The organism is Prolixibacter bellariivorans ATCC BAA-1284 (genome assembly GCF_000621705.1).
Taxonomy (GTDB): domain Bacteria; phylum Bacteroidota; class Bacteroidia; order Bacteroidales; family Prolixibacteraceae; genus Prolixibacter; species Prolixibacter bellariivorans.
In genome coordinates, this window is sequence record NZ_JHXO01000007.1 from 304,545 (window position 1) to 326,865 (window position 22,321).

A 22,321-nucleotide genomic window follows, 5' to 3' on the forward strand; every position below is an offset into this window, starting at 1 on the left:
CAGTTGTAAATTTATAACCGATCTTCCCCCATGAAAAAAATCCAAATACCCATATTTCTTACTATTGCCCTGCTATTGGGATCGTGCAATGCCTACTTTAATCAACCCATGGCTCCCACCCCAGCGCGTATTGGTCAGGACACCAGAATAACTTCGAAATTTGCGGAGCTTCCGGCCCCCGAAGAACCAATCGTTGCTGCTGTTTATAAATTCAGAGATCAAACAGGACAATATAAGGCCTCGGATTATGGTTCTTCCTGGTCTACAGCCATTACTCAGGGTGCTACTTCCATCTTACTGAAAGCACTGGAAGATTCAAAGTGGTTTGTTCCCATCGAAAGAGAGGGATTGGCCAATCTATTAAATGAGCGAAAAATCATTAATTCCAGTCGCCAAAATTATTCGCAAAATTCTGGCTCTGCTGAACCATCGCTCCCCCCCCTACTCTTTGCAGGTATCATTCTGGAAGGTGGTATTATCTCTTACGATTACAATATTCTTACTGGTGGAGCTGGTGCCCGTTATTTGGGTATTGGAGCCAATACACAGTACAGGGAGGATCGAATTTCTATTTATTTACGGGCCATATCAACCAATAGTGGGAGAATTCTGAAGTCCGTAAACGTCACAAAACGCATTATTTCACAAGAGGTTAGTGCAGGGGTTTTTAAATATGTTGCAACCAATAAATTACTGGAAGCAGAAACCGGCTTTACTTATAATGAACCTACCGATCTAGCCGTTCAGGAAGCCGTTGAAAAGGCGGTACTCGACTTAATTATGGAAGGAGTTTTCGATGGATTATGGAAGCTCAAAAACCCTACCGATGTTGAAGCTCCTATATTCACAGAGTATTTGCATGAAAAAGATCAAAGAGATGAGGAGAATTTCTGGGGGAATATTTTACAGCAGCGCAGAGATAAATTTGCACTGAATTTTTCTACAGATTTATACCAACTTCAAAGTGACTGGGGAAAAACGAGCCTCACTGGTGGAGGAAGTTTCGGCGTTTCCTATTTGCCTAAGAAAAGAACTTCATTTCTGTCGCTGAATGCTGGAATAGGAAGATTAAAGAGTGGAAGATATTTTGGCACTACCGCAATCCATAGTGAGTTGAATTATGGTATTAATCTATTTCCGCAACGAGTATTCTCTCCTTACTTCGATGTTGGAGTTGGTGCTGCTTACACCAACAATATCTATCCATATATAAAGGGTGGAATTGGAATGGAATACCTCCTGCACAGTAATGCTGGTTTATTTATGGAGGTAAATAGCAATTACTTTCTAAATGATAATATCGACGGGATTAATCATGGATATTTCAATGATTATTTCCTCGGCGCAAAGATTGGTCTTAATTTATATCTGGATTTTAAGAAACGGAAATAATGTCTGATTGACATTATTCCTGACTTTTCGTAACTTATGTAAAAATGAAAGTCATGAAAAATCTGATCATATTATTCACATTGTTGGGAACGTTGTTTGTCGCTTCAAACATTCAGGCCCAGGACGTCCAAACATCACAAGAAGATCAAATTCATCAGCAATTGCTCATGCAGCAAATGTTTATTAATGAGCAAGCGGCTTTGCAAAATATGTCTCTTCAGTCTCAGATAAACCAGACGGGTAATTACAATCAGGCTGAGATTAATGATATGACCAGTTATTCGCATTCGAATAATACAACTGTGACTCAATATGGAAACTCCAACCAGGCTGCATTAACCTTAAATGGCTCAGGTCTGGTCACAAATGCAAGACAGATGGGTAATGAAAATACATTGAATCTGGATTTGAGTGGTAACAATATAACAGGCCAAATAATACAGCAAGGAAATAATCATGCCATTGACGCTTCTCTTTCTGATTATAGTTCTTTAAGAAGTACCTATAATATTTCGCAACGGGGAAGCGGTAGTAAGCTTTATATTCAGGAAAATGGTTATAACCAAATCAATGGTATGACCATTAAAATGAACGGTAAGATGACACTTCATCTTAACAATGGTGGCAAATAAAACATCTTAATCAATGGTGTGTATTAATAATATCTAACCCCCCACAGGCAATGAAAAAATACTATTCTTTTAAACTTCTTCTCGTTACTTTGTTGTTGCTCAGCTTCTGGCGATGCAAAGAGCAACCTTATGACATTGTCCAGTACGGAGTGCTTGAGGGAGTTATCATGAGTGAGTTCGACAATGAACCACTTCAGGGAGTAAAAATCACAACGTCACCTACATCTGAAACTGTATATACCGATTCTGTTGGTCATTATTCCATTCCAGAGGTGGAAGCGGGTGATGTAACCATGACGGCGTCCAGAGATGGGTATTTGAATTATACTGAGAAAACAACGATCACGGAGGGGGAAACAAATACGCTTGACCTATACCTGACAAAGGAAACAACGACCAATCCGGCTGATGATGTTATTGAAATAAAAGATCCGCAAGACGGAGCAACTGACCAACCCGTTAGTTTGACTTTCGACTGGCATTTTAATTCGACAACTTATCAAGGGAAAACGATAGATGTAAGTTTGGTTACCAGAAGCATGGAAACTCTTGAAGATTCAACATGGATAGCCAATACTACCGACACAACCTTTACAGTTACCGGTCTTAAGTACAATGCCAACTATGCATGGCACCTTAAAGTTGAAGCTGAGGGTACCGAAATTGGTAGTACCACAGAACGATTTTTTCAAACACAGGCTGTACCGAAGAATCTTTTAGTATACACGAAAGTAACCGACAATAATTACGAAATATTCTCGTACGACAGTACCACGCAAATTCAATATCAAATAACGCATTATCCATCCAAAGACTGGTACCCGAGAAAATCTCCAACGGAAGATAAGGTTGCATTTATTTCGGACAGAAGTAGTGCAAATCAAATTTATACCATGACCCTGGATGGCAGAAATATTACGCAAGTCTCGCAATTACCGATTACCGGTTTTAATAACAATGGCACCGGATTTGCCTGGTCGCCCGATGGTGGATACATCATTTACCCTCACAACGATAAGTTGATAAAAGTGAACAAAGAAGGTTATGATGCAACCGTTCTGGCAACAGCTCCTCCTGGTCGCGATTTCTGGTATTGTGACTGGTCACGTTATGGGCATAAAATCGTAGTTCAGACCGTCGGTGCAAACATCTATGATTCTGAGATTTATGTAATGAATGATGATGGTACAGATATGCACCTACTGGTTGGGAATGAGCCGGGACGTACTGATTCACCGACTTTCTCCTTTGATGGTGAAACTGTTTACTTTACACATGATGCTTCCGGATTGGATGCACCGGACGGTACTCAGCTTGACGCTCGCTTATATCAAATTAACGTTGATGGTACTAACGAGCATGAGATTGACATTAGCAAAACGGCCGGACAATGTATTTTTTACCCGAAAATATTAAGCGCCGGTGTCGGTTTAACTTATTCACTTGGTATCGGAACAATTGGCCCAAGAACGATTTATTACGCTTACCTGGAGGCCACCTCTGATACAACAACAACGGGTACAGCTACAGCGGTTATCCAAGGTGATATGCCCGATTGGTAGACCGAATACAAATACAGAATATCAAAATATAGATTAAGGGAACTCTTTGAAGTTCCCTTTCTTTTTATATCCCTGGCAAGCATCAAATTGCAGCAAAAAGTGTGGGCCCCTTTTCGATGGTATACAATGATAAAATCGTCTATCATCAACGTCCTAGCGATGATAGAACTTATCAGATAGACAATTTTCAAATATTGATTACTAGTATTCAATATGGAGAGCCTGAAAAAAATCGCGCAAAGACAGAACTGTCTTAATCCTAAAAGATATAGGATGTAATATACAGGTTGAGAGATGTGGTTAATTAATAAATTCCGCTTCCGGCCATATCCGGGCTTTCCAATGTTTGAGATACATTCTCCCGTTGCTCTAAATAACTTTCTGTCTGCCTGACCGCATAATCAGCGTATGCATCAATAATTTCTTCCCTTGGAGCCAAAAATGAGGAGAATACTTCGTCATCGTTGACATAGATTGAAACAGTAAAACGATTCATCCTTGGAGGCGTTTCTTTAACAAATATGGTATAGTCTTTAGCGTCGAGCGGAGCCGCCCATTTCGAATAGAAAGCTTCATAAAAATCGCGCCCAACCTTGGATAATGTCTCATCGATGACCAAACCATCTATTTCCACACTGATTTGCTCTTCCTTTGTACGTTGTTTTTCACTTTTAATGAGCTGTACCAGATTCGAAAGCAAAAGGTTCTGAAATGCTTTGGCCCTAAAAGTCATATTTCCCAGTTTGTTAAAAGTGGTATCGCGAACAAACGGTATCGGATGATACGCCAGCGGTTTTAAAGACGTCAGCGCCAGCTGCACTTCTGTGCCATTTACATATATATAATTGGGAAAATGTCTGCCGCTTAGAATCTGATCGACAGGCATATCCCAACCAACTCCATACATATCAGGCACTTTATAAAGAGCTGATTCTGGCGATGCACTGGAAGTACTATCCTGATCCTGTAGTAATGGTGCATTTGAACTAATTACTCCTCCTGCTCCCATCACCGGACTATTTCCTGATGGAAATGTCTGAGATCTGCCCTGAAAATTTAGTATTAACAGAAAAATTGCTGCTAGGTAAAAATATTTTGTGAATTCTTTCTTCATAACACATCTGGGGGTTATATGGCTCAAGTTACTACAAAATATTGGCAATTTCAATCATCTAGACCATGCCAAATCGATAAAAACAAGAGACATCAGGTGACCAGAAGTTCCCATGCCGATAAGCTTATAACTTACTATAAACGAAACATTCATCCGGATTGGTATGGATGGTATTGAAAATCTGTTTTAAGCGGGAATCAAAAATTTCCTTATTTTCACCATTTAATTTGGAAAGTATGTCGGAAACGATTGATATAACCGGCCGATGGCTGTTCTCTGAAGATTTCGGCTATGGCACCGATACAGGATACGCTGATTTGGAGCAAATGGGTTCCAGAATATCGGGAACGCTTCAGTTTGCAGAACAGATTGAAGGCGAAGAAACCTTTATTGTCCGACAGGAAATTTATGGCACCCTTACCGGCCGTATCGTTTCTTTAAAATCCAAATCATGTGAAATTCTGTTTAATAACCAGGATATTATATATGAAATGGACTCGTGGAAAGGAAGAATTAACAACGAGGGAAAGATAACCGGAGATAGTATTGACGATGAGGGAACAACCGGCAAATTCGTGATGGAACGGGTCAATGTGCAGGCATCTGGTTCCTCCGATGATATTTCGTTTGGAATAAATTAAATTTGTTTATGCCTAATAAAAGTTCCAGAAATTGTTTTGTGTGTCAGGCATCGGAAGAGGAAAAATTACTACTGATTCACCCCCAGGTAATGCTCCCGGTGTGCCTTGATTGTCATAATACCGCTGCAGAAAAACAAAAAGTAGACGAATTGCTGGAAGGCTTAGCTGACGGATTCGTCTGCGGCTGCATCTGATATAAACTTCACCATGATTAATTTCCTTGATTTAGCTGGTACCTTTGTATTTGCCGTCAGTGGTACACATACCGCCATGCAAAAAAGATTTGATCTGTTCGGAGCGCTCTTCATTGGCTTTGTAACAGCAGTTGGTGGTGGGACTCTCCGTGATATTTTAATTGGAAGCACTCCAGTATCCTGGATGAAAGATATCCACTACTTCTATATCATTGTGGCGGCTGTTATTTTCACTATTGTTTTCAGAAAGTTTGTCCAAAAGCTGCGAACAACCCTTTTTCTTTTCGATACGATTGGAATCGGTGTCTTTACCGTTATTGGCCTCGAAAAAGCACTACAAATTGGAATTCCCATACCAATGGCCATTATGATGGGAGTAGCTTCTGCTGTGGCCGGTGGTATTCTCCGTGATGTTTTCAGCAACGAAATTCCACTGATTTTTCACAAAGAAATATATGCTACCGCTTGTTTTGCCGGTGGAGTACTGTTCGTAATCCTATATAAGTTTACCCCACTTTCCGAATCATTTAATGTATTATCAACAATAGTCGTCATTATCACAATCCGACTTTTAAGCGTCCGCCTGAATTGGTCATTACCCCGACTATCTAAATATGAAAATCATGGAGATTAATGCCGAACAACAACGGAAAGAACTGCTTGATCTGTCCAAAACACGTATGCCTTTTGGGAAATATAAAGATCGGCTACTGGTTGACTTACCCGAACCTTACTTGGTATGGTTTAAACAAAAAGGCTTTCCAAAAGGAAGTTTGGGGAAAATGCTTGAACAGATGCTCGAAATTAAAATCAATGGTTTAGAATACATAATAAGAAAAATAAATAAGCAATTTTAATGCTGACAGTCAGTATTGTATGTGTTTTTGTTTAATTATTTTGATGTTTTCTTAAACATTATTGTATTCTCATGCGTATTACATGCAGAATGAAAATGATTTACGTCTAATCAAACACTGCATGTTATGAAAACAATTAAAATTTCCAGACTTTTAGTCACGATGTTGCTTATGGGTTTTGTCTTTATGTCCTGTAAAGACGATGACGATAATACCACCACGGTAGAGCAACCAAAAATGGAACAGACCATTGCTGAAAAAGCAATCGGAACTGAAAACCTGAGTACACTTGTTGCAGCTCTTCAGGCTGCCGATTTAGTTGACCCATTCACCAAATCAGGTGACTACACCGTATTTGCGCCAACCAACGAAGCGTTTGCACAATTTCTGACGGACAATAATTTCAGCTCACTAAGTGAAGTTCCCAAAGAAGTTCTTGCCAATGTTTTACTCTACCATGTAATTAATGCACGCGTCATGTCATCTGACATTTCAGCCGGCTACGCAGCATCATTGTTGCCTGCATCAGAAGATAATTACGTGAGTATTTATTTCCCGGAAGGAAATGAGACTCGGATTAATGGATATTCCAATGTAACAACGGCTGATATTGAGGCCAGTAATGGTGTGATTCACATCGTCGATAAAGTGCTGGCACCACCGACAATCGTCGACCATGCGGTCATGAACTCTTCTTTTTCATCATTGGTTGATGCAGTCACCAAAGCCAACCTGGTGAGTGCGCTGAATGATGGGGATAACCTTACGGTATTCGCGCCTGTGGACGATGCGTTTGCTTTGCTCCTTTCGGACCTTGGGTTATCGAGCCTTGATGATTTAACTGCGGAGGACCTTACTCCCATTCTGCTTTATCATGTTCTTGGAACAAGCGTTCCTGCCGCTAGTGTAGCTGAAGGATACGTTCCTACCCTATCAGTGGCCAATGAAAATAATCTGAGTTTGTACATTCAGTTAATGGATGGTAGTGTGAAGTTGAATGGCCAATCGAACGTAGTTGCGACCGACGTATTTGGAACTAACGGTGTCATACACGTTATCGACAAAGTGCTTTTGCCTCAGACAATTGCTGATTTCGCTGTTTCCAATCCGGCATTCTCACAGTTGGTTGCAGCGCTTTCACAGGCTAATCTTGTTGCTGCCTTTGACGGTTCCGATGTTTATACCGTCTTCGCCCCTGTAGATGCTGCATTTGATGCGCTCTATTCTCAGTTGGGTATTTCCGGCACAACCGATTTGACAGCGGAAGACCTGACGCCGATACTTACAGCTCATGCTGTAAATGGCAATGTACTCTCCAGCACGCTTACATCAGGCTCAGTGCCAACTCTTAATTCGAACAAATCGCTGGATATTGCTGTCGCAGAAAGTGGAGTAACTATCGATGGAGATATCAATGTGGTGGCTACCGATGTACAGGCAACAAACGGAGTTATTCACGTCATCGATAAAGTTATCGTTCCCTAAATATATACGTTTGGTTGATCAATGGAGGGCCGGAATTGATTTCCGGCCTTTTATTCAAAATGCTTATCTTTAGCCTAACCTCATTTTGAAAGCAATGTCAGCATCATATACAATAAAGGATTTAGAAAATCTCTCGGGAATAAAAGCACATACCATTCGCATTTGGGAGAAAAGATATGGTTTGTTGGTTCCCCAACGCACGGATACGAATATTCGTCGTTATTCCGATGATGATTTGAAGAAAATCATCAATATCTCCTTACTGGTGAACCGCGGCTTTAAAATCTCCAAAATTGCGGCTCTCTCCGAAGAAGAATTGTATCATCACGCACTGAAGGTTAATTCCAAACCTGAAGACACCAACGACCGCATAGAGAAACTGATTTTTTATATGCTTTCGCTAGACGTCAATAGCTTAGAGTTGGAAGTAGAATCGTTGATACAGGAAGCTGGTGTTGAGAAAGCCATCTATCAGTATATCTTCCCTTTAATGGAGAAAATAGGCACATTGTGGCAGGCAAACAGTATCGTTCCCGCGCAAGAGCATTTCGTGTTTAATTTTTTGCGTCAGAAACTAATTATTGAAACCGATAAGCTACCGAAGACTGATGGGAACGAGCAACTTTCAGGGCTTTTCTTCCTGCCAGAAGGCGAAAACCATGAATTCAGTTTGCTTTTCTACAATTACCTCGCTCGAAAAAACGGCCATCACACGCTCTACCTGGGCCAATCAGTTCCACTTTCCGATATTCTCACCATCGCTGAATCGTTTCATTTCGATTATTATTTTACAGCGATTATTACCTCGTCGCCAAAGGATGACTTTGAGCAATTTCTTTCTGATTTCTCAAGCAAGGTAAGTGCTTCAATGTTGTATGTGACCGGGAAAGAAGCACAAAACTACAAACGCAAACATCCGAGAAATACCCGGATAGTGAGCCAACCAGAGAAATTTGCTGTCGAAATCAAAAGCCTGGATACAAAGAAAAAATAGCAGATTACTACTTTATATCTTTCAAATTAAAAGGCGTTTCCTGATAAACGTAATAGTTCAGCCAATTCGAAAACAACAGATTAGAATGAGCACGCCACAGCATTAGCGGCTTTTGAGAACTATCGTTATTGGGATAGTAATTTCTGGGAACTTCAATGGGCAAGTTTTTCGCTACATCACGTTTGTATTCTGAATCGAGATTAATACGTGCGTATTCAGAGTGACCGGTAACAAAAATTTGCTTTCCTTTTCGTGCCATTACCATGTACACACCAGCTTCTGCCGAAGAAGAAACAATTTTCAGTTCAGGAACTTTTTCGATGTCCTCCCTGCGTGTTTCGGTATGTCGTGAATGCGGGACATAAAATATGTCGTCAAAACCTCTGAATATCGGCAATTTATTATCGGTAACCGAATGCTCAAATACACCGAACATTTTCTTGTCCAATGGATGTTTCGGCACACCGTAAAAATGATAAAGTCCTGCCTGAGCTCCCCAGCATATGAACAAGGTAGAGGTCACGTGATGAACCGACCAATCCATTACAGCCTTTAATTCATTCCAATAATCAACGTCTTCAAAGGGCAGTAATTCCACCGGCGCTCCAGTGACTATCATTCCGTCATAGTTGTTCTGTGAAACCGAATCAAATCGCTGATAAAATGCCTGCATGTGTTCAGCCGGTGTATGCTTGGGGGTATGCCCGCCAAGTTGCAGCAAGTCGATCTCTACCTGGAGAGGCGTATTCGACAACAGCCGGATTAAATCCGTCTCCGTGTTCACCTTCAGCGGCATCAGATTCACAATGGCAATTCTCAGCGGCCTGATATCCTGGTGCGCAGCCCTGCTCTTGCTCATGACAAAGATGTTCTCTTTCTTGAGCATTTTAATGGCAGGCAGTTTATCGGGCAAGTTTAAAGGCATTTTACTCTGTTTTTGAAGTTAAAATTGCAGGATTCGAAAATAACGAATCCTGCAAACTATTCCTATTCGGCCATTTATCAACTAAAGCGATTGAAAAGCCTGTTCAAAATCGGCAATGATATCGTCGATGTGTTCGATACCGACCGATACACGCAACGAGGCGGGTAATACTCCAGCTGCCAGCTGCTCTTCGTCACTCAGCTGTTGGTGCGTGGTAGCGGCAGGCTGAATGATTAAGGTTTTTGCATCGCCTACATTCGCCAGGTGGCTAACCAATTCCAGCCTATCGACAAACTGGCGCGCCTTTTCTTTTCCACCTTTTACAATGAATGAAAGTACGGCGCCGGTTCCGTTAGGCAGGTATTTTTTTGCCAAACCGTGGTCGGGATGGCTTTCCAGACCCGGATAACTGACCGATTCAACCTGTGGATGCTGCGACAGCCATTTAGCCAGTTTCGCTGTATTCTCCACGTGACGCTCGACCCGAAGTGACAATGTTTCTAATCCCTGTAATAACAGGAATGCGTTAAACGGACTCAATGCCGGACCGAAGTCACGAAGTGCTTCCACTCGCGCTTTGATGATGAAAGCAATGTTTTGGAAGGTTTCCCAATAACGCAGCCCATGATATCCTTCCGAAGGTTCTGTCAGACCAGGGAATTTGCCATTATTCCAGTTGAAATTACCTCCGTCGACGATGATTCCGCCAATAGAAGTTCCGTGTCCTCCAATCCATTTGGTGGCTGATTCCACCACAATGTTTGCACCGTGTTCCAACGGGCGGAACAGCTTTCCACCACAACCGAATGTATTATCAACAATCACGGGAATGTCGTGCTTTTTGGCAACAGCCGCAATCGCTTCAAAATCCGGAATAGCGAAACTCGGATTTCCAATGGTTTCGAAATAGAGCGCTTTGGTGTTTTCATCAATCAGCGCCTCGAAACTTTCCGGTTTCAAATCCTTGGTGAACCGTGCATCAATCCCCAACTTTTTAAACGATACTTTGAACTGGTTGAACGAACCTCCGTACAGGAATGGCGAGGTCACAAAGTTATCGCCCTGTTCCAGCAACGTAGTAATCGTAACAAACTGCGCTGCATGACCCGATGAAAGCGCCAGTGCAGCCACTCCCCCTTCGAGTGCAGCCATACGCTGTTCCAGCACATCGGTAGTAGGATTGTTGATCCGGGTATAGATATTTCCAAATTCCTGCAATCCAAACAAGTTGGCAGCATGCTCCGAATCATTGAACACATACGATGTGGTCTGATAAATAGGTACTGCTCTCGATAATGAAGACGCATCCGGTTCGTGCCCGGCGTGAATTTGTAACGTTTCGAAGTGTTTACTTCCCTGACTCATAATGCTCATTTTTATAATTAATAATTGATTTTACTGTTTTATGTGACACAGAACACCGCTCTGTGTCATTTTCCCCGCCTGGGAATGATTTTATACCTGAATAGATTTTGGTTCAAAAAACTCCTGGTGAACTGCTCTTACAGCTTTGGAACGGTCGTCGCAGTTGACGAGAAAATAGCTGACGACCGGTGACGCCCCCGAACAACTCATCACTACGTTAATTCCTTTGCTCGCCATCGATGAAAAAATCCGCGCAGCGATTCCGTAGTTGTCGATCAAACCATCGCCTACTGCCGCGATGACCGAAATTTTTTCGATCACCAACAACTCGCTGACAGCGGGTAGCTCTTCGGCACTGACCACCGCATAAGCGTTGCGCAAATCCTTTTTGGCTAAAAGTATGTTGATGGAAATTTGAGATGTAATAACAGAGCTAATATTGATTCCGGCCAAATGCAGTGCTGTTGTTACACGGGCCAGAATTCCTGGTTTTAGCCCTACACCGGGACCTTTCAGTTTCAGCACACCAAAATCATCGCTGTAGGTAACACTCTTCACCACACCCTCGCGAATGGTTTGGTCAGAATTCACGATGGATAGCGGCTTTTCTACATCCATGTCGCCATAAATGTTGAATACCCGAATGGGGATGTGTGGGTCGACCAATGGTTCAACCGTGCGAGGGTGCAGTATTTTTGCACCAAAATAGGCCAACTCTGCTGCTTCTGCATATGCCAGTCGCTCAATCCGTACGGGCCCATCAACAAGCTTCGGATCGGCGCTTAAAAAGCCATCTACATCTTTCCAGATATCCAACGACGAGGCTCCGATGCAACGGGCAAGAGCTGCAGCAGAATAATCACTTCCTCCGCGGCCCAGTAAGGTTACTTTTCCCTCATCTGATACTCCGTAAAACCCCGGAACAACATAAATTCGATTCCCCGAAAGAGCTTCTCTCACCGGAGTTGTTGCTTTCTGAAAATCAATGGATGCACTACCGAATTCGCCATCGGTAACCAACCCAATTTCCTCGGGTGAGGCATATTGAGCATCCAAACCGTACCCCTCGAGCACGCCTTGCAGGAATACGGCCGACAAACGCTCCCCAAATGCCAGGATTAAATCCTCTAATGCGGGGGATGCATCACCTGTCAGGGCGATTCCCTGCAGGTAATTCTCCAATTCATCAAGCAGGTTCCGGATGTCGGTTTCTACCCGCTCCAGCAATTCGCTTGCGATTGGATGCTCTTCCAGCGCCTCTTTCTTCAGTTGATAAAGATAACGGCCTACTTCACCGGCCACTTTTTCATTTTGGCGGGCTTTCTCCAGCGATTCAATCAGGTAGTTGGTAACTCCATAGAAGGCGGACACAACAACCACAAGAGGTTCATCATAGTTCTTGATAACGTTTACCACGCGGCGCACGTCACTCTTGCTTTTTAGGTTCGAGCCGCCGAATTTTACGACAATCTTCGGCATAATAATCCCTAATAAGATGTAAGAAAATAAGTTGTTTCAGATGATGGGTGGTCCGGAACGGACCGGTCGGAAATGCCTCCAAGCACGGATATGCCTGAAGGCTATCGCATGGACATAGTCATGGTGGGCATCATAGAAGAAGCAGTCATCAATCCCGAGGTGTAAATGGTTACCTCGGCAGTAAATTTTGGTGTAATGATTTGTTCTTTTTTCATTGTTTTGCTGTTTATTATGATTAGGTTTTGGCACCATGGATGTTTCCGGTTGCCAGAGCTTCACAGAGCCTAATCTCTCCACTCTTCTTCATAATATCAAACATCTTCTTTGCCCAAGAATATGCATGATGTGTTGACAAACATATGGACATGATTTCAAAAATGCAAACATCTCAACATAAAAATCGGACAAATTCCTATTTTTTAAAATCAGGTTAATATTACTTCCAATATTTTAGAGAAACCAGCCGTTCACATTATGACATAAAAGATCTTCTTTGTAGTTTTAACTCGCCGCTAACTCAAAACCTGACAACCATGAAATGCTCGCTTTGCATTCTTCCGAAATACCTACCTTGTATTAATTTCCGAATGATATCCCACTTTATTTAAAACTGGAAACTAAACAACAAACACATGAAACTTAAAAAAGGATTCTTTATGCTGGTTATTCTAGCTGCAGTTGTTGGATGCTCAAACAAGCAATACACGCGGCCTGAAGTGAAAATTGTTCCGGAACCGGCCAAAGTTGTGAACACAGATGGCGTGTTTGTCCTGAATAAAAAAACACCCGTTCTGGTAAACGAAGATAACCCGGAACTGAAACAAATTGCTGGTTTTCTTACGGCTCACTTGTCTGATTTTTATGGTCTGAATGCTTCTGTCGATGTAGCTGACTCACCACAAAAAAAGGCCATATTTATCGGTCTCGACAAAAGTCTCAACCTTGGGAAAGAAGCTTACAATCTATCTGTAACGCCAAAACAAATTGTACTGAAAGCCTCTGCACCAAATGGTTTGTTTTACGGTGTTCAAACCTTGATTCAGCTACTGCCCCCGTCTCGTCAACAACTATCGGAAGCTGTATTTCCCGCCGTTGAAATCGAAGATACTCCCCGATTCGGCTGGCGTGGTATGCACCTCGACGTGGGACGTCATTTTATGCCGGTCGATTTCGTAAAAAAGTACATCGATTACATTGCCATGAACAAAATGAACGTGTTCCATTGGCACCTCACCGAGGATCAGGGTTGGCGTATTGAAATCAAGAAATACCCAAAACTGACCGAAATAGGTTCTAAAAGGAAAGAGACAATCATAGGGCATGCTCATGAGTCAAAAGAATACGATGGAAAACCTTACGGTGGATTTTATACGCAGGACGAGATCAAAGATGTTGTTGCATACGCCAAAGCCCGTTATGTAACAGTCGTTCCGGAAATCGAACTTCCCGGACATGCTTTAGCAGCGTTGGCATCATATCCCGAATTGGGATGTACCGGTGGTCCTTATGAAGTAGCAACAACTTGGGGCGTTTTCGACGATGTTTATTGTGCGGGTAAAGAAGAAACGTTCCAATTCCTTGAAGATGTTATTTCCGAGGTGATGCCGCTGTTTCCGGGCGAATATTTTCACATTGGAGGCGATGAATGTCCGAAAACCCAGTGGGAAAAATGCCCTTACTGCCAGGCCCGCATGAAAAAAGAAGGATTGAAAAACGAACATGAACTACAAAGTTATTTCGTGCAACGGATCGAAAAATTCCTGAATGCACATGGCAAGAAAATGATTGGCTGGGACGAAATTCTAGAAGGTGGATTGGCTCCTAATGCGACTGTCATGTCATGGCGCGGCGAAGAAGGCGGTATCGCGGCTGCACAGGCACATCACGATGCTGTGATGACACCAGGCAATTATTGTTATTTCGACCATTACCAAGCCGATCCCAAGACACAACCTCTGGCGATAGGCGGGTTTACTCCGCTCAAAGAGGTTTACGGATACGAACCGATTCCCAAAGAGTTGTCTGCAGAAGAGGGGAAATATATTCTGGGCGCTCAGGGAAATGTTTGGACCGAATACATGGCAACTCCCGAACGTGTCGAATACATGGTATTCCCGCGCATTGCGGCATTAGCTGAGGTAGTTTGGTCGCCCAAGGGAAGCCGCAATTACGACGATTTTATGAATCGGATGCAGGATGAAGTGAAACGCTACGATGCCTATGGTATCAATTACTGTAAAGTGGAATTTCAATAGAAATTGAATTATCATAAAAGAAAAGGATGGCAATATTGTCATCCTTTTTTCATTTATCCGTATTTTCCCGTGTTCAATACAAAACTTAACCGCGACCATGCATCTGATGCTCCTGGCAATTGCCCCGGTAATTATCATCCTCTTTTATATTTATTCGCGAGATAAATATGAAAAAGAGCCTTTCTATTTGTTGGCAAAGGGACTTATGTTCGGTATTATCAGCGTACTACCGGTAACATTGGTAGAGGGAGTACTCATGATGTTTGGGCCTCTCTTCACCGGCTACTGGAACACATTTTACCAGGCATTTGTCGTAGCCGGAGCTACGGAAGAAGGCTTCAAGTTTCTTGCCTCTTTCATATTGGTTTGGCACAGCCGTGAGTTCAATCAGCGGTTCGATGGAATTGTTTATGCCGTATTCGTCTCCATGGGTTTTGCGCTGGTCGAAAACCTGTTGTACGTATTCACCAGCACGAATGGTCTGTCGGTCGGATTAACCAGAGCACTTACCGCCGTTCCGGCACATGCCATGTTTGGTGCATTAATGGGATTTCATCTCAGTATGGCTAAATTTTATCCCGAAGCCCGGAAAATATTTCTGGGATATGCTTTCCTGATTCCCTTTATTTTTCACGGAATGTATGACTTCATTCTGATGTCAGGTAATCAGATTCTTCTGGCTCTTTTCATTCCGTTTATTTTCTACATGGTATTCCGGGTACATCGCCGGATGAAATTGCTGGCAGATGCCGATAACATAGTACAACATGAACCAGAATAGCCGACGGAAAGTTTTCTTTGTATATTTGTTCACATCACGCCTAAAATCCATTCGATATGCAATTTATAGACCTTGTACAACAACGTCACTCTGTACGAAATTTTTCTGCTAAACCTGTTGAACACGAGAAACTGGAATCGATTCTGGAAGCTGCCCGCTTGGCTCCATCAGCTGTTAACTTTCAACCCTGGCATTTTATCGTATTAACGGAGAAAGATGTTTTGGAGGAGTTTTATCCGGTTTACCACCGAGATTGGTTTCGCACCGCGCCGGCAGTAATTGTCGTATTAGGCGACCATCATCAGGGCTGGCACCGCAAAGAAGACGGGAAAGATCATACCGATATTGATGTGGCTATTGCGGTTGACCACATTACATTGGCTGCGACAGAATTGGGACTGGGAACCTGCTGGGTTTGCAATTTCCACGTATCGCAATGTGCTGAGTTTTTTAAACTACCTAGTCATTTAGAGCCCATTGCTTTAATCCCGTTAGGATACCCGGAAGAACAAGCTATTCCTGCAAAAAAGCGGAAAAAAGCTTCCGAAATCATCCACTGGAACAAATTTTAGTTCTTTTCACTGAAAAGAAAATACGGTCAGCTTGCACTGACAACAATTGGGTTGTAACTTGAATATAGGAAACCAACCCATAGAACTAACATGTGGCTGCGTCAAACCATTAAACGGATTTTCAGCTTCTGTTTTATGCTTACACTCACGTTAGCTGCCAATGCTCAGTTTGTGCCAAAGCTATCAGTAGTCGGCGGTTTGGGTGTCCCAGAATTGTATCACGCGGGACTGAAATTACAGACCTCTCCCCGCTCAGAGTTCGGCGTCTATTATGGTTTTATCCATTCCTCTTCTCACAATTCTTCCGGATGGTTTCGCGACTTCGAACTAAATATGCGTTCGCTAACGCTGGACCATAATTATTCCTTTGGAGCCATTAGCAGGTTAAGTTTACGACACGCCTGGTTCACCCGGCAAGGGCTTAATTATTACCATGAAGTTGGAGGCAGTGACGACACCTTTTCCGGCTTAATTACCATTGGACGGATATTTCCTTTTAGCAATTCGGCTGGCTTAACGCTGGATATCGGTACAGCCGTTCCTTTTTCAGCGGGGAAAAACATCATACCGGCTGCGCGACTACAAGTTTATATTCTGTTGAGCAAGCCTCCGCAAAGGAACTAATATTCGGTTTAATAAGACTGAAAACAAATAACATAGACGAGCAGATAATGCGCCCGAAAAAGCAAACCTTACCTAGTGTTGCTTGTTATGGCTACAGTTAAAGTTAATGGGATGAAATGACTACGACTGTTACCATATTACTCCTTCTGTTCTTCCTGACTTTAACCATTTCAGCCATCCGTGATTTGCTTTCCCGAACGTCCCGCTACAACACCCGTGTATTTTGGGCCATCGTCATTCTCTTTCTTTTCCCGATAGGCACGTTTATCTATTTCCTTTTCAGGAAGAATGATTCTATGTATTGAATGTGTAGCCTAATTGCTAGCCCCTTGAAGCAAACTATTGTCGACCGACATGGAAATGAGGTTTAGCACCAATTGAACTGTCAATGGATCATATTGTAATCCATCTTTTTTTGTCGGTGTTTTCCCGTCTGGCTTGAGTAAACGTCCGTCGGTTAGTAATTGCGAAAGAATAACCTTACCACGCCCTTTCCCGATAGAAATTGAGACAACCGGAAACCGGTATGGATTTTTCCCGGCTTGAACAATGTTCTTTTTTGAGCCACCTTTTACCTTCACATTCATCCGGACAGGAGGAACTGTAACTGCATCAAAACCATTCCAGTTCCCGCTCTCCATATTTTGTAAATGATAATTCAGTTCCTGATCTTTTGATACTATCGAAAATGCTTTTTCCGGATTTGCCTTGCCGGAAAAATAGGTGGAAATCCGGAAGGGAAGATCTATTTCAGTCTGATCGATATCCGGCATCTTTGCCGGTCCAAAATCAAGAAAAATAACCGACATATTGCGACGCAGAGCCCGCTCAACTTCAGCGCGGACATCGGTATCTCCGTTTTGAAGGCGCTGCCAGGTACGGTACGAACAAAGCATACATTGCCCCCAGCTAAATGATGGCGCATTGATCTTCCACTCCTCTACAAACTTTTTTAACGCGGGTTCGTAATCGGGAACATAGACCATGATTTTCGACAACTTCTTCGACTTCTCCGGTTGAAAAACATCAAACGGAATGTCATCGCTCAATTTAGCTCCGTTTTCATCTGCACTTGCCCGTAAAATATATTTCCCGTCTACTTCAGGAGCTTTTACCATCATCGGGATACGGAAGGACTGATTGGCTTTCAATGGTATCCTGAGTAACGTACTCCAACTTTCCAGCCCCCCCTGATTCACAACCTGCAACCTTGTCCGGCTCTTTATCAATCGCGATGTGTGATTATTCAATTGTACATCCACCTTGATAACTTGTCCCGGAAGGAAATGACGTGCACTCACATCAAGTAGCGCATTAACTTCATCAGATGATTGAGCGGCACTACTAAAAGGACAAAGAATCAATAATAAACCAAGAATGGCTAATGAAAAAAAACGTTGCTGTTTCATGGGCTTCTTACAAAAAATACCCTGTCCGGGTTAATTCACAGACAGGGTACTTTATTTAACGATATCGCTAAGGCTATTCTTCCGGATCGCCGTAAGTAAATGAAACAAAAGCGACCTGTTTTCCGTCAGGGCTCCACGAAGGAACATTCATCGTACCTTGTCCGCCATAAAGGTAAGCAATCACTTTCGATTCCTTGCTATCCGTGTCCTGCATCTGAATCATGACCCGTTTGTTGTGTGGATGATTACCCGGTGCAACGGTAGGTGGATAGGAAACATATACCATTCGTTTGCCATTAGGCGAAATGTGTGCAAACCAATCGTTATATGGTCCAAAACTCACTTGCTCCTGGTCGCTTCCATCGGGTTTCATGCGCCAAATTTTCATCAAACCCGAGCGAACCGAATTGAAGTAAATATACTTACCATCCGGTGAATATTCTGGTCCGTCATCCAGTCCTTCCGCGGTTGTCAAACGGATTTCTTTTCCGCCAGTTGCCGGAATACTGTATACGTCGTAATTGCCATTTCGTTCGGCGCAATACACCAACGTTTTTCCATCAGGCGACCAGCCATGCCAGTACGAAGGTGCATTATCGGTTACCCGGAAAGCGTCTCCGCCTTCAATCGGGATGGTATAAACGATAGACCCCGACTTACCGTCGCCTAAATTGGTTTGACTGGAAACGGCCAGCATAGTTCCATCGAATGAAATACCATGGTCGTTATTGCAACTCTGCGCCACTCCGGTATTCACGACCTGTGGATTAATCGTATCCAACGGAAATTTGATGATTTTGCCATCTGAGTTATAAAGAAGGAATTTGCCATCAGGCGACCAGTTAGGTGCTTCGATATGCGTATTGGTTGCATAAATCACTTTCCGGTGGCCGGTCTCTACGTCCAGTAATTCCAACCGGCTTGGCGACGGGTTCTGATAACCGCTTACTCCCTCCGGTGCCGGAACATCGATACGGAAATTCTCAAAAACAGCAGTTTCCGATACGTCCGGATTGTGTGAACCGACAAATAAACCGGCATATACCGTATCGGGCAATTGCAAAGTAATACGGCCGGTTTCCTGCAATGGATCACCGAATTTGGCTGCCCGCATAATGATGGTATCCCCCTGACGCTCCAACTGAATTACATCCGGAGCTGACAGTTCCGCTTTTACTTCTTTCGTTTCTGCTCCAGCTTCCGGGCGATATTGCAAAGAGGTCAGTCCGTCACCGTGAATGGCTGCGTCGGCATATACCGAACCGCCGGTCAAATCGCTACGAAACATCAACCCCATTTTGCGATGGGGATCAACACCCTCACCTTCGAAATGAGCCATGCAGGTCATGATAAAATCACCACCCAGTTTTTTGCGGGCAAACTGAAATTCATCGCTGGTTCCCCAAATATTGGTACCACTTCCTGTTAAGGTATAGGTCTGCGTTTCCGGATGATAAACCGTGCTCCCTTTTATTTTTACCTGACCAATGTCAGTGGCTTCGTTAAACACACCAATATCGGCTACATTCGCCGGAGGTGTTGAACAGGAAAAAAGAGCAATGATGGGAATCAAAAACATAAATAGTTTCATCAGTTTGTTATTTTAGATTTATTAGTCATTTAGCCAGAATCTTCAATTACCATTTAGCAAGTAATATGAAAAATTGCCTGTTGGAGGTCTTCCAATATTAAGCATAATTCCACTAATTCCGAAAGGATGCGCACAATAAATGTCCTCGATACAGTATAGCTCTGTTTGCCGGATTTTAATTAATTTACTGCACCAGTTCGAAGCCACTAAAATATGCAATGGAAAGAATAACCCGACATTTATACCTTGATAAGTATCCCGTTTCCCTAAAAGCCGAGAAATTGATTGTGGGCACCATCCACCCTCACGATGCTTCGCAATTTAAGTTGCCTTTCTTTTATGGAAACCGCCTTAGTTTATGGAAAATTCTTCAGCAGGCCTTTCCGGAAGAGTTTGGACAGGAATTAACGCTCGATTCCATCCTTCACTTTTTGAGGAAACACCGGATTGGAGTAAGTGATACCATTCGGGAATGTATCAGAACAAATAACTCCGCTTCAGACCAGGATTTGATTCCTACTCGTTTGAACCACGAATTACTGGAGCAAATTCGCCAATCCAACATTCGTGAAATCTTTTTCACCAGTGGTTTCCAGAAGAACAATTCATTTAAGTTGTTTTATGTCAATATACTTGGACGGCAAATTACCCCTGAAATCCGACGAAACAGGGAATTAGTGCTTGAACCTAAAGTTTTTGGAAGACCTGTGAAACTAACTATCCTCTACTCTCCTTCCGGAGCAGCCAATCGCGCCTGGGCGCAAACCAAAATATGGAAGGACAATCAACACAAGTATGCCGGCTCTCCCACTCCTCTACAGGATTTCAAAGTAAATTACTACCGCGAAAAGTTTAGTTGAAGCTTTTAAGTTTCCCTTTACAATCGATTTCTTCAGCACCAAATATTGGGAAGAAAAAATTTTATGTTTCCTATTTCTTCCATTATCAATGTAGTGCGATAGAACGCGCATTTTTTTCAGGAAAAGCTATTGCTAAAAACCGAAAATCCCTTACATTTGCAGCCGTCAAACGATATGAGTCGCCTGACAAAAAGTTCGGGGTGTAGCGCAGCCCGGTAGCGCGCGTCGTTCGGGACGACGAGGTCGTCGGTTCAAATCCGGCCACCCCGACAAGATAAGACGATTTGGATTTTTTCCATTTCGTCTTTTTCTTTTATTACCGGTTTCTCTTCGCACATTTTCCGATAAATTCATCATTGCAGCACTTGCTATTTTGAAAGCGCGGCAATTGCTGCTCCGATAAGGTTCGCATTTGACACCTTTGAAAAAACTACTTCTTTTGTTCCTAGTTCAATTTCGCTTAATAATTCATCTAAACAACCAGCAACTATTTTCGAATACCCCGCCTGTCCTTCATTGAGTTCGCTCCAGAATAAACTTCCTTCAGCAAGTATCTGGATACGTTTTATCGACGGATTTACTTCATGAAGCGATTCGATAAGTCCTGCTAGCGAAGCAGCAACTAATTTGGCTGATCGTTCATAAATGCGGTATGCAAGTTCAATATGCTCTTTTTTATGATCAGCCGGGTTTTTGATCATATTTGTCAACCCGGCAGCGTCCAGGTTTCTGTAAGAATTTTTATCAGAAACAGCTTCCCTGAAAACACTTCCGAGGTACATTCCGGAAACAGCTTTTTCAAATCGTTGCGCTCCCAGGCTGTTTGAATTTTGATCTACTACAGCATCAAATTTTGATAAATGTGGGGGAAAGAAATTACCGGATTCCAGGTTCACCGGCGTTTCACCGATCCATTTTTTTAGTTCATTCAGTTTGGGGATATTTTCCGAAGGATAGAATGTGGACATGTTTGTACCGGTTCCGACAATTAAACCAACATATGCATCAAAACCGGTATTCATCAATCCTGAGAAAAGACTGGCAATCGTATCATTTACTACCGTGATTTCCCTGAAATCAAAATCACTGTTTTCATTCAAATAATCAATCAAAGGTTTGCCAACTGCATGACCTTCCATATCTTCAATACTCACTCCTTTTACCCATTTAATTAGTTCAGCATCTCCATTAAAGAGCGATTTAGCCGGGTAAGAAAAGCAATAGCCTACCGGAAGGCCTTTAGGAATATTCAGTTTACGAATGATCTCTAATTGCGACTGATACAAATCGGTTTGAGAATACCCTGAAATTTTCATTTCTGTAATATCCTTTTCGACCATCTCCTTAATTACAATATCATTCCCTACCGAAACGACTGCGGCTCTGAAATTTGTTCCTCCAAGGTCAAATACAACCGCTTCCCCTTTTAATTCGTTCTTCTTTGGATGAATATAGGTAGGCAGTGCCTTTATTTCGGTACTGTCGGTCTTTAAACCGGTTTTTATTTTTTCCTTAAAGTCATTGGCAATGCTTAGCAGTTGACTGTTTGACAAATTAATTTCCTCAATCATGGTTTGCTGATTTATAAA

At 42.6% G+C, this 22,321-nt stretch carries 21 protein-coding genes, 1 tRNA gene and 1 riboswitch; of the genes, 15 read left to right on the plus strand and 7 right to left on the minus strand.

The window, feature by feature from the left end; translation table 11 throughout:
• Nucleotides 1–30: 30 nt before the first annotated feature.
• From T426_RS0109250 to T426_RS0109260, 3 genes are read left to right on the plus strand one after another with little or no spacing between them, the layout of a single operon-like run.
• Nucleotides 31–1,392, plus strand: a complete 1,362-nt coding sequence (locus T426_RS0109250; protein WP_027585576.1) for a CsgG/HfaB family protein — start codon at nt 31–33, stop codon at nt 1,390–1,392.
• A 53-nt stretch (nt 1,393–1,445) separates the two neighbouring features.
• Complete coding sequence (locus T426_RS0109255) at nt 1,446–2,024, plus strand: hypothetical protein (protein ID WP_148303874.1); 579 nt, start codon at nt 1,446–1,448, stop codon at nt 2,022–2,024.
• Between the two features lie 50 nt (nt 2,025–2,074).
• Nucleotides 2,075–3,586: a carboxypeptidase regulatory-like domain-containing protein gene (locus tag T426_RS0109260; RefSeq protein ID WP_025866204.1), complete on the plus strand. Its 1,512-nt coding sequence runs from the start codon at nt 2,075–2,077 to the stop codon at nt 3,584–3,586.
• 304 nt (nt 3,587–3,890) lie between these two features.
• Here T426_RS0109260 and T426_RS0109265 read toward each other — a convergent pair whose 3' ends face one another.
• A complete protein-coding gene (locus tag T426_RS0109265) occupies nt 3,891–4,700 on the minus strand; it encodes a CsgE family curli-type amyloid fiber assembly protein (protein ID WP_025866203.1) in 810 nt (269 codons plus the stop codon).
• A gap of 236 nt (nt 4,701–4,936) precedes the next feature.
• On the opposite strand from T426_RS0109265, the gene T426_RS0109270 reads away from it, so the two are divergent.
• From T426_RS0109270 to T426_RS23245, 5 genes are all read left to right on the plus strand, one after another.
• Nucleotides 4,937–5,341: a hypothetical protein gene (locus T426_RS0109270; protein WP_148303873.1), complete on the plus strand. Its 405-nt coding sequence runs from the start codon at nt 4,937–4,939 to the stop codon at nt 5,339–5,341.
• A 207-nt stretch (nt 5,342–5,548) separates the two neighbouring features.
• Nucleotides 5,549–6,169, plus strand: coding sequence for a trimeric intracellular cation channel family protein (locus tag T426_RS0109280; RefSeq protein WP_025866200.1), 621 nt, complete (start codon nt 5,549–5,551; stop codon nt 6,167–6,169).
• Nucleotides 6,159–6,392 (plus strand): DUF3820 family protein, encoded by a 234-nt coding sequence (locus T426_RS0109285; RefSeq protein WP_025866199.1) that lies wholly within the window; start codon nt 6,159–6,161, stop codon nt 6,390–6,392. Before T426_RS0109280 ends, T426_RS0109285 begins: the two co-directional genes overlap by 11 nt.
• Nucleotides 6,393–6,518: 126 nt before the next feature.
• Nucleotides 6,519–7,877, plus strand: coding sequence for a fasciclin domain-containing protein (locus tag T426_RS0109290; RefSeq protein WP_025866198.1), 1,359 nt, complete (start codon nt 6,519–6,521; stop codon nt 7,875–7,877).
• Between the two features lie 94 nt (nt 7,878–7,971).
• Nucleotides 7,972–8,871 carry a MerR family transcriptional regulator gene (locus tag T426_RS23245; RefSeq protein WP_025866197.1) on the plus strand — a complete coding sequence of 300 codons (900 nt, stop codon included), beginning with the start codon at nt 7,972–7,974 and terminating at the stop codon, nt 8,869–8,871.
• Nucleotides 8,872–8,878: 7 nt separating this feature from the next.
• On the opposite strand, the gene metA is transcribed toward T426_RS23245, so the two are convergent.
• The 3 genes from metA to T426_RS0109310 form a co-directional block, all read right to left on the minus strand.
• Nucleotides 8,879–9,796 carry a homoserine O-acetyltransferase MetA gene (metA, locus tag T426_RS0109300; protein WP_025866196.1) on the minus strand — a complete coding sequence of 306 codons (918 nt, stop codon included), beginning with the start codon at nt 9,794–9,796 and terminating at the stop codon, nt 8,879–8,881.
• Nucleotides 9,797–9,877: 81 nt separating this feature from the next.
• Nucleotides 9,878–11,161, minus strand: coding sequence for an O-acetylhomoserine aminocarboxypropyltransferase/cysteine synthase family protein (locus T426_RS0109305; protein WP_025866195.1), 1,284 nt, complete (start codon nt 11,159–11,161; stop codon nt 9,878–9,880).
• A 90-nt stretch (nt 11,162–11,251) separates the two neighbouring features.
• On the minus strand, nt 11,252–12,640 hold the full coding sequence (locus T426_RS0109310; RefSeq protein WP_027585579.1) for an aspartate kinase: 1,389 nt from the start codon (nt 12,638–12,640) through the stop codon (nt 11,252–11,254).
• Between the two features lie 226 nt (nt 12,641–12,866).
• Nucleotides 12,867–12,952, minus strand: a riboswitch (SAM riboswitch).
• Nucleotides 12,953–13,272: 320 nt separating this feature from the next.
• Here T426_RS0109310 and T426_RS0109320 point away from each other — a divergent pair.
• The 5 genes from T426_RS0109320 (at nt 13,273) to T426_RS25530 (ending at nt 17,177) form a co-directional block, all read left to right on the plus strand.
• The gene (locus tag T426_RS0109320; RefSeq protein ID WP_025866299.1) at nt 13,273–14,895 is read left to right on the plus strand and encodes a beta-N-acetylhexosaminidase; all 1,623 of its coding nucleotides are present in this window, start codon (nt 13,273–13,275) and stop codon (nt 14,893–14,895) included.
• Between the two features lie 97 nt (nt 14,896–14,992).
• On the plus strand, nt 14,993–15,676 hold the full coding sequence (locus tag T426_RS0109325) for a PrsW family glutamic-type intramembrane protease (RefSeq protein WP_036985403.1): 684 nt from the start codon (nt 14,993–14,995) through the stop codon (nt 15,674–15,676).
• A gap of 56 nt (nt 15,677–15,732) precedes the next feature.
• Nucleotides 15,733–16,248 carry a nitroreductase family protein gene (locus T426_RS0109330; protein WP_025866298.1) on the plus strand — a complete coding sequence of 172 codons (516 nt, stop codon included), beginning with the start codon at nt 15,733–15,735 and terminating at the stop codon, nt 16,246–16,248.
• Nucleotides 16,249–16,338: 90 nt separating this feature from the next.
• Nucleotides 16,339–16,872, plus strand: a complete 534-nt coding sequence (locus T426_RS0109335; protein ID WP_025866297.1) for a hypothetical protein — start codon at nt 16,339–16,341, stop codon at nt 16,870–16,872.
• A gap of 116 nt (nt 16,873–16,988) precedes the next feature.
• Nucleotides 16,989–17,177 carry a PLDc N-terminal domain-containing protein gene (locus T426_RS25530; protein ID WP_081782554.1) on the plus strand — a complete coding sequence of 63 codons (189 nt, stop codon included), beginning with the start codon at nt 16,989–16,991 and terminating at the stop codon, nt 17,175–17,177.
• 9 nt (nt 17,178–17,186) lie between these two features.
• On the opposite strand, the gene T426_RS0109340 is transcribed toward T426_RS25530, so the two are convergent.
• The gene (locus T426_RS0109340; RefSeq protein ID WP_027585581.1) at nt 17,187–18,281 is read right to left on the minus strand and encodes a hypothetical protein; all 1,095 of its coding nucleotides are present in this window, start codon (nt 18,279–18,281) and stop codon (nt 17,187–17,189) included.
• 73 nt (nt 18,282–18,354) lie between these two features.
• On the minus strand, nt 18,355–19,872 hold the full coding sequence (locus T426_RS23250) for a TolB family protein (RefSeq protein WP_051568966.1): 1,518 nt from the start codon (nt 19,870–19,872) through the stop codon (nt 18,355–18,357).
• Nucleotides 19,873–20,090: 218 nt separating this feature from the next.
• Here T426_RS23250 and T426_RS0109350 point away from each other — a divergent pair, with 218 nt between their 5' ends.
• Both T426_RS0109350 and T426_RS0109355 read left to right on the plus strand, forming a co-directional pair.
• Complete coding sequence (locus T426_RS0109350) at nt 20,091–20,732, plus strand: uracil-DNA glycosylase family protein (RefSeq protein ID WP_025866031.1); 642 nt, start codon at nt 20,091–20,093, stop codon at nt 20,730–20,732.
• Between the two features lie 196 nt (nt 20,733–20,928).
• A tRNA-Pro gene (locus tag T426_RS0109355) sits at nt 20,929–21,002 on the plus strand.
• Between the two features lie 98 nt (nt 21,003–21,100).
• On the opposite strand, the gene T426_RS0109360 is transcribed toward T426_RS0109355, so the two are convergent.
• Nucleotides 21,101–22,303, minus strand: coding sequence for a hexokinase family protein (locus tag T426_RS0109360; RefSeq protein WP_025866032.1), 1,203 nt, complete (start codon nt 22,301–22,303; stop codon nt 21,101–21,103).
• Nucleotides 22,304–22,321: the final 18 nt, after the last annotated feature.

What these genes read in the sequence shown, in the direction of transcription:
- T426_RS0109305 (WP_025866195.1), bottom strand. Translation starts at nt 11,161, where the DNA reads ATGAGTCAGGGAAGTAAACACTTCGAAACGTTACAAATTCACGCCGGG.
- T426_RS25530 (WP_081782554.1), top strand. Translation starts at nt 16,989, where the DNA reads ATGACTACGACTGTTACCATATTACTCCTTCTGTTCTTCCTGACTTTA.
- T426_RS0109265 (WP_025866203.1), bottom strand. Translation starts at nt 4,700, where the DNA reads ATGAAGAAAGAATTCACAAAATATTTTTACCTAGCAGCAATTTTTCTG.
- T426_RS0109350 (WP_025866031.1), top strand. Translation starts at nt 20,091, where the DNA reads ATGGAAAGAATAACCCGACATTTATACCTTGATAAGTATCCCGTTTCC.
- T426_RS0109285 (WP_025866199.1), top strand. Translation starts at nt 6,159, where the DNA reads ATGGAGATTAATGCCGAACAACAACGGAAAGAACTGCTTGATCTGTCC.
- T426_RS0109310 (WP_027585579.1), bottom strand. Translation starts at nt 12,640, where the DNA reads ATGCCGAAGATTGTCGTAAAATTCGGCGGCTCGAACCTAAAAAGCAAG.
- T426_RS0109255 (WP_148303874.1), top strand. Translation starts at nt 1,446, where the DNA reads ATGAAAAATCTGATCATATTATTCACATTGTTGGGAACGTTGTTTGTC.
- T426_RS23245 (WP_025866197.1), top strand. Translation starts at nt 7,972, where the DNA reads ATGTCAGCATCATATACAATAAAGGATTTAGAAAATCTCTCGGGAATA.
- T426_RS23250 (WP_051568966.1), bottom strand. Translation starts at nt 19,872, where the DNA reads ATGAAACTATTTATGTTTTTGATTCCCATCATTGCTCTTTTTTCCTGT.
- T426_RS0109360 (WP_025866032.1), bottom strand. Translation starts at nt 22,303, where the DNA reads ATGATTGAGGAAATTAATTTGTCAAACAGTCAACTGCTAAGCATTGCC.
- T426_RS0109320 (WP_025866299.1), top strand. Translation starts at nt 13,273, where the DNA reads ATGAAACTTAAAAAAGGATTCTTTATGCTGGTTATTCTAGCTGCAGTT.
- T426_RS0109250 (WP_027585576.1), top strand. Translation starts at nt 31, where the DNA reads ATGAAAAAAATCCAAATACCCATATTTCTTACTATTGCCCTGCTATTG.
- T426_RS0109340 (WP_027585581.1), bottom strand. Translation starts at nt 18,281, where the DNA reads ATGAAACAGCAACGTTTTTTTTCATTAGCCATTCTTGGTTTATTATTG.
- T426_RS0109290 (WP_025866198.1), top strand. Translation starts at nt 6,519, where the DNA reads ATGAAAACAATTAAAATTTCCAGACTTTTAGTCACGATGTTGCTTATG.
- T426_RS0109330 (WP_025866298.1), top strand. Translation starts at nt 15,733, where the DNA reads ATGCAATTTATAGACCTTGTACAACAACGTCACTCTGTACGAAATTTT.
- T426_RS0109280 (WP_025866200.1), top strand. Translation starts at nt 5,549, where the DNA reads ATGATTAATTTCCTTGATTTAGCTGGTACCTTTGTATTTGCCGTCAGT.
- T426_RS0109260 (WP_025866204.1), top strand. Translation starts at nt 2,075, where the DNA reads ATGAAAAAATACTATTCTTTTAAACTTCTTCTCGTTACTTTGTTGTTG.
- T426_RS0109270 (WP_148303873.1), top strand. Translation starts at nt 4,937, where the DNA reads ATGTCGGAAACGATTGATATAACCGGCCGATGGCTGTTCTCTGAAGAT.
- T426_RS0109335 (WP_025866297.1), top strand. Translation starts at nt 16,339, where the DNA reads ATGTGGCTGCGTCAAACCATTAAACGGATTTTCAGCTTCTGTTTTATG.
- T426_RS0109325 (WP_036985403.1), top strand. Translation starts at nt 14,993, where the DNA reads ATGCATCTGATGCTCCTGGCAATTGCCCCGGTAATTATCATCCTCTTT.
- metA (WP_025866196.1), bottom strand. Translation starts at nt 9,796, where the DNA reads ATGCCTTTAAACTTGCCCGATAAACTGCCTGCCATTAAAATGCTCAAG.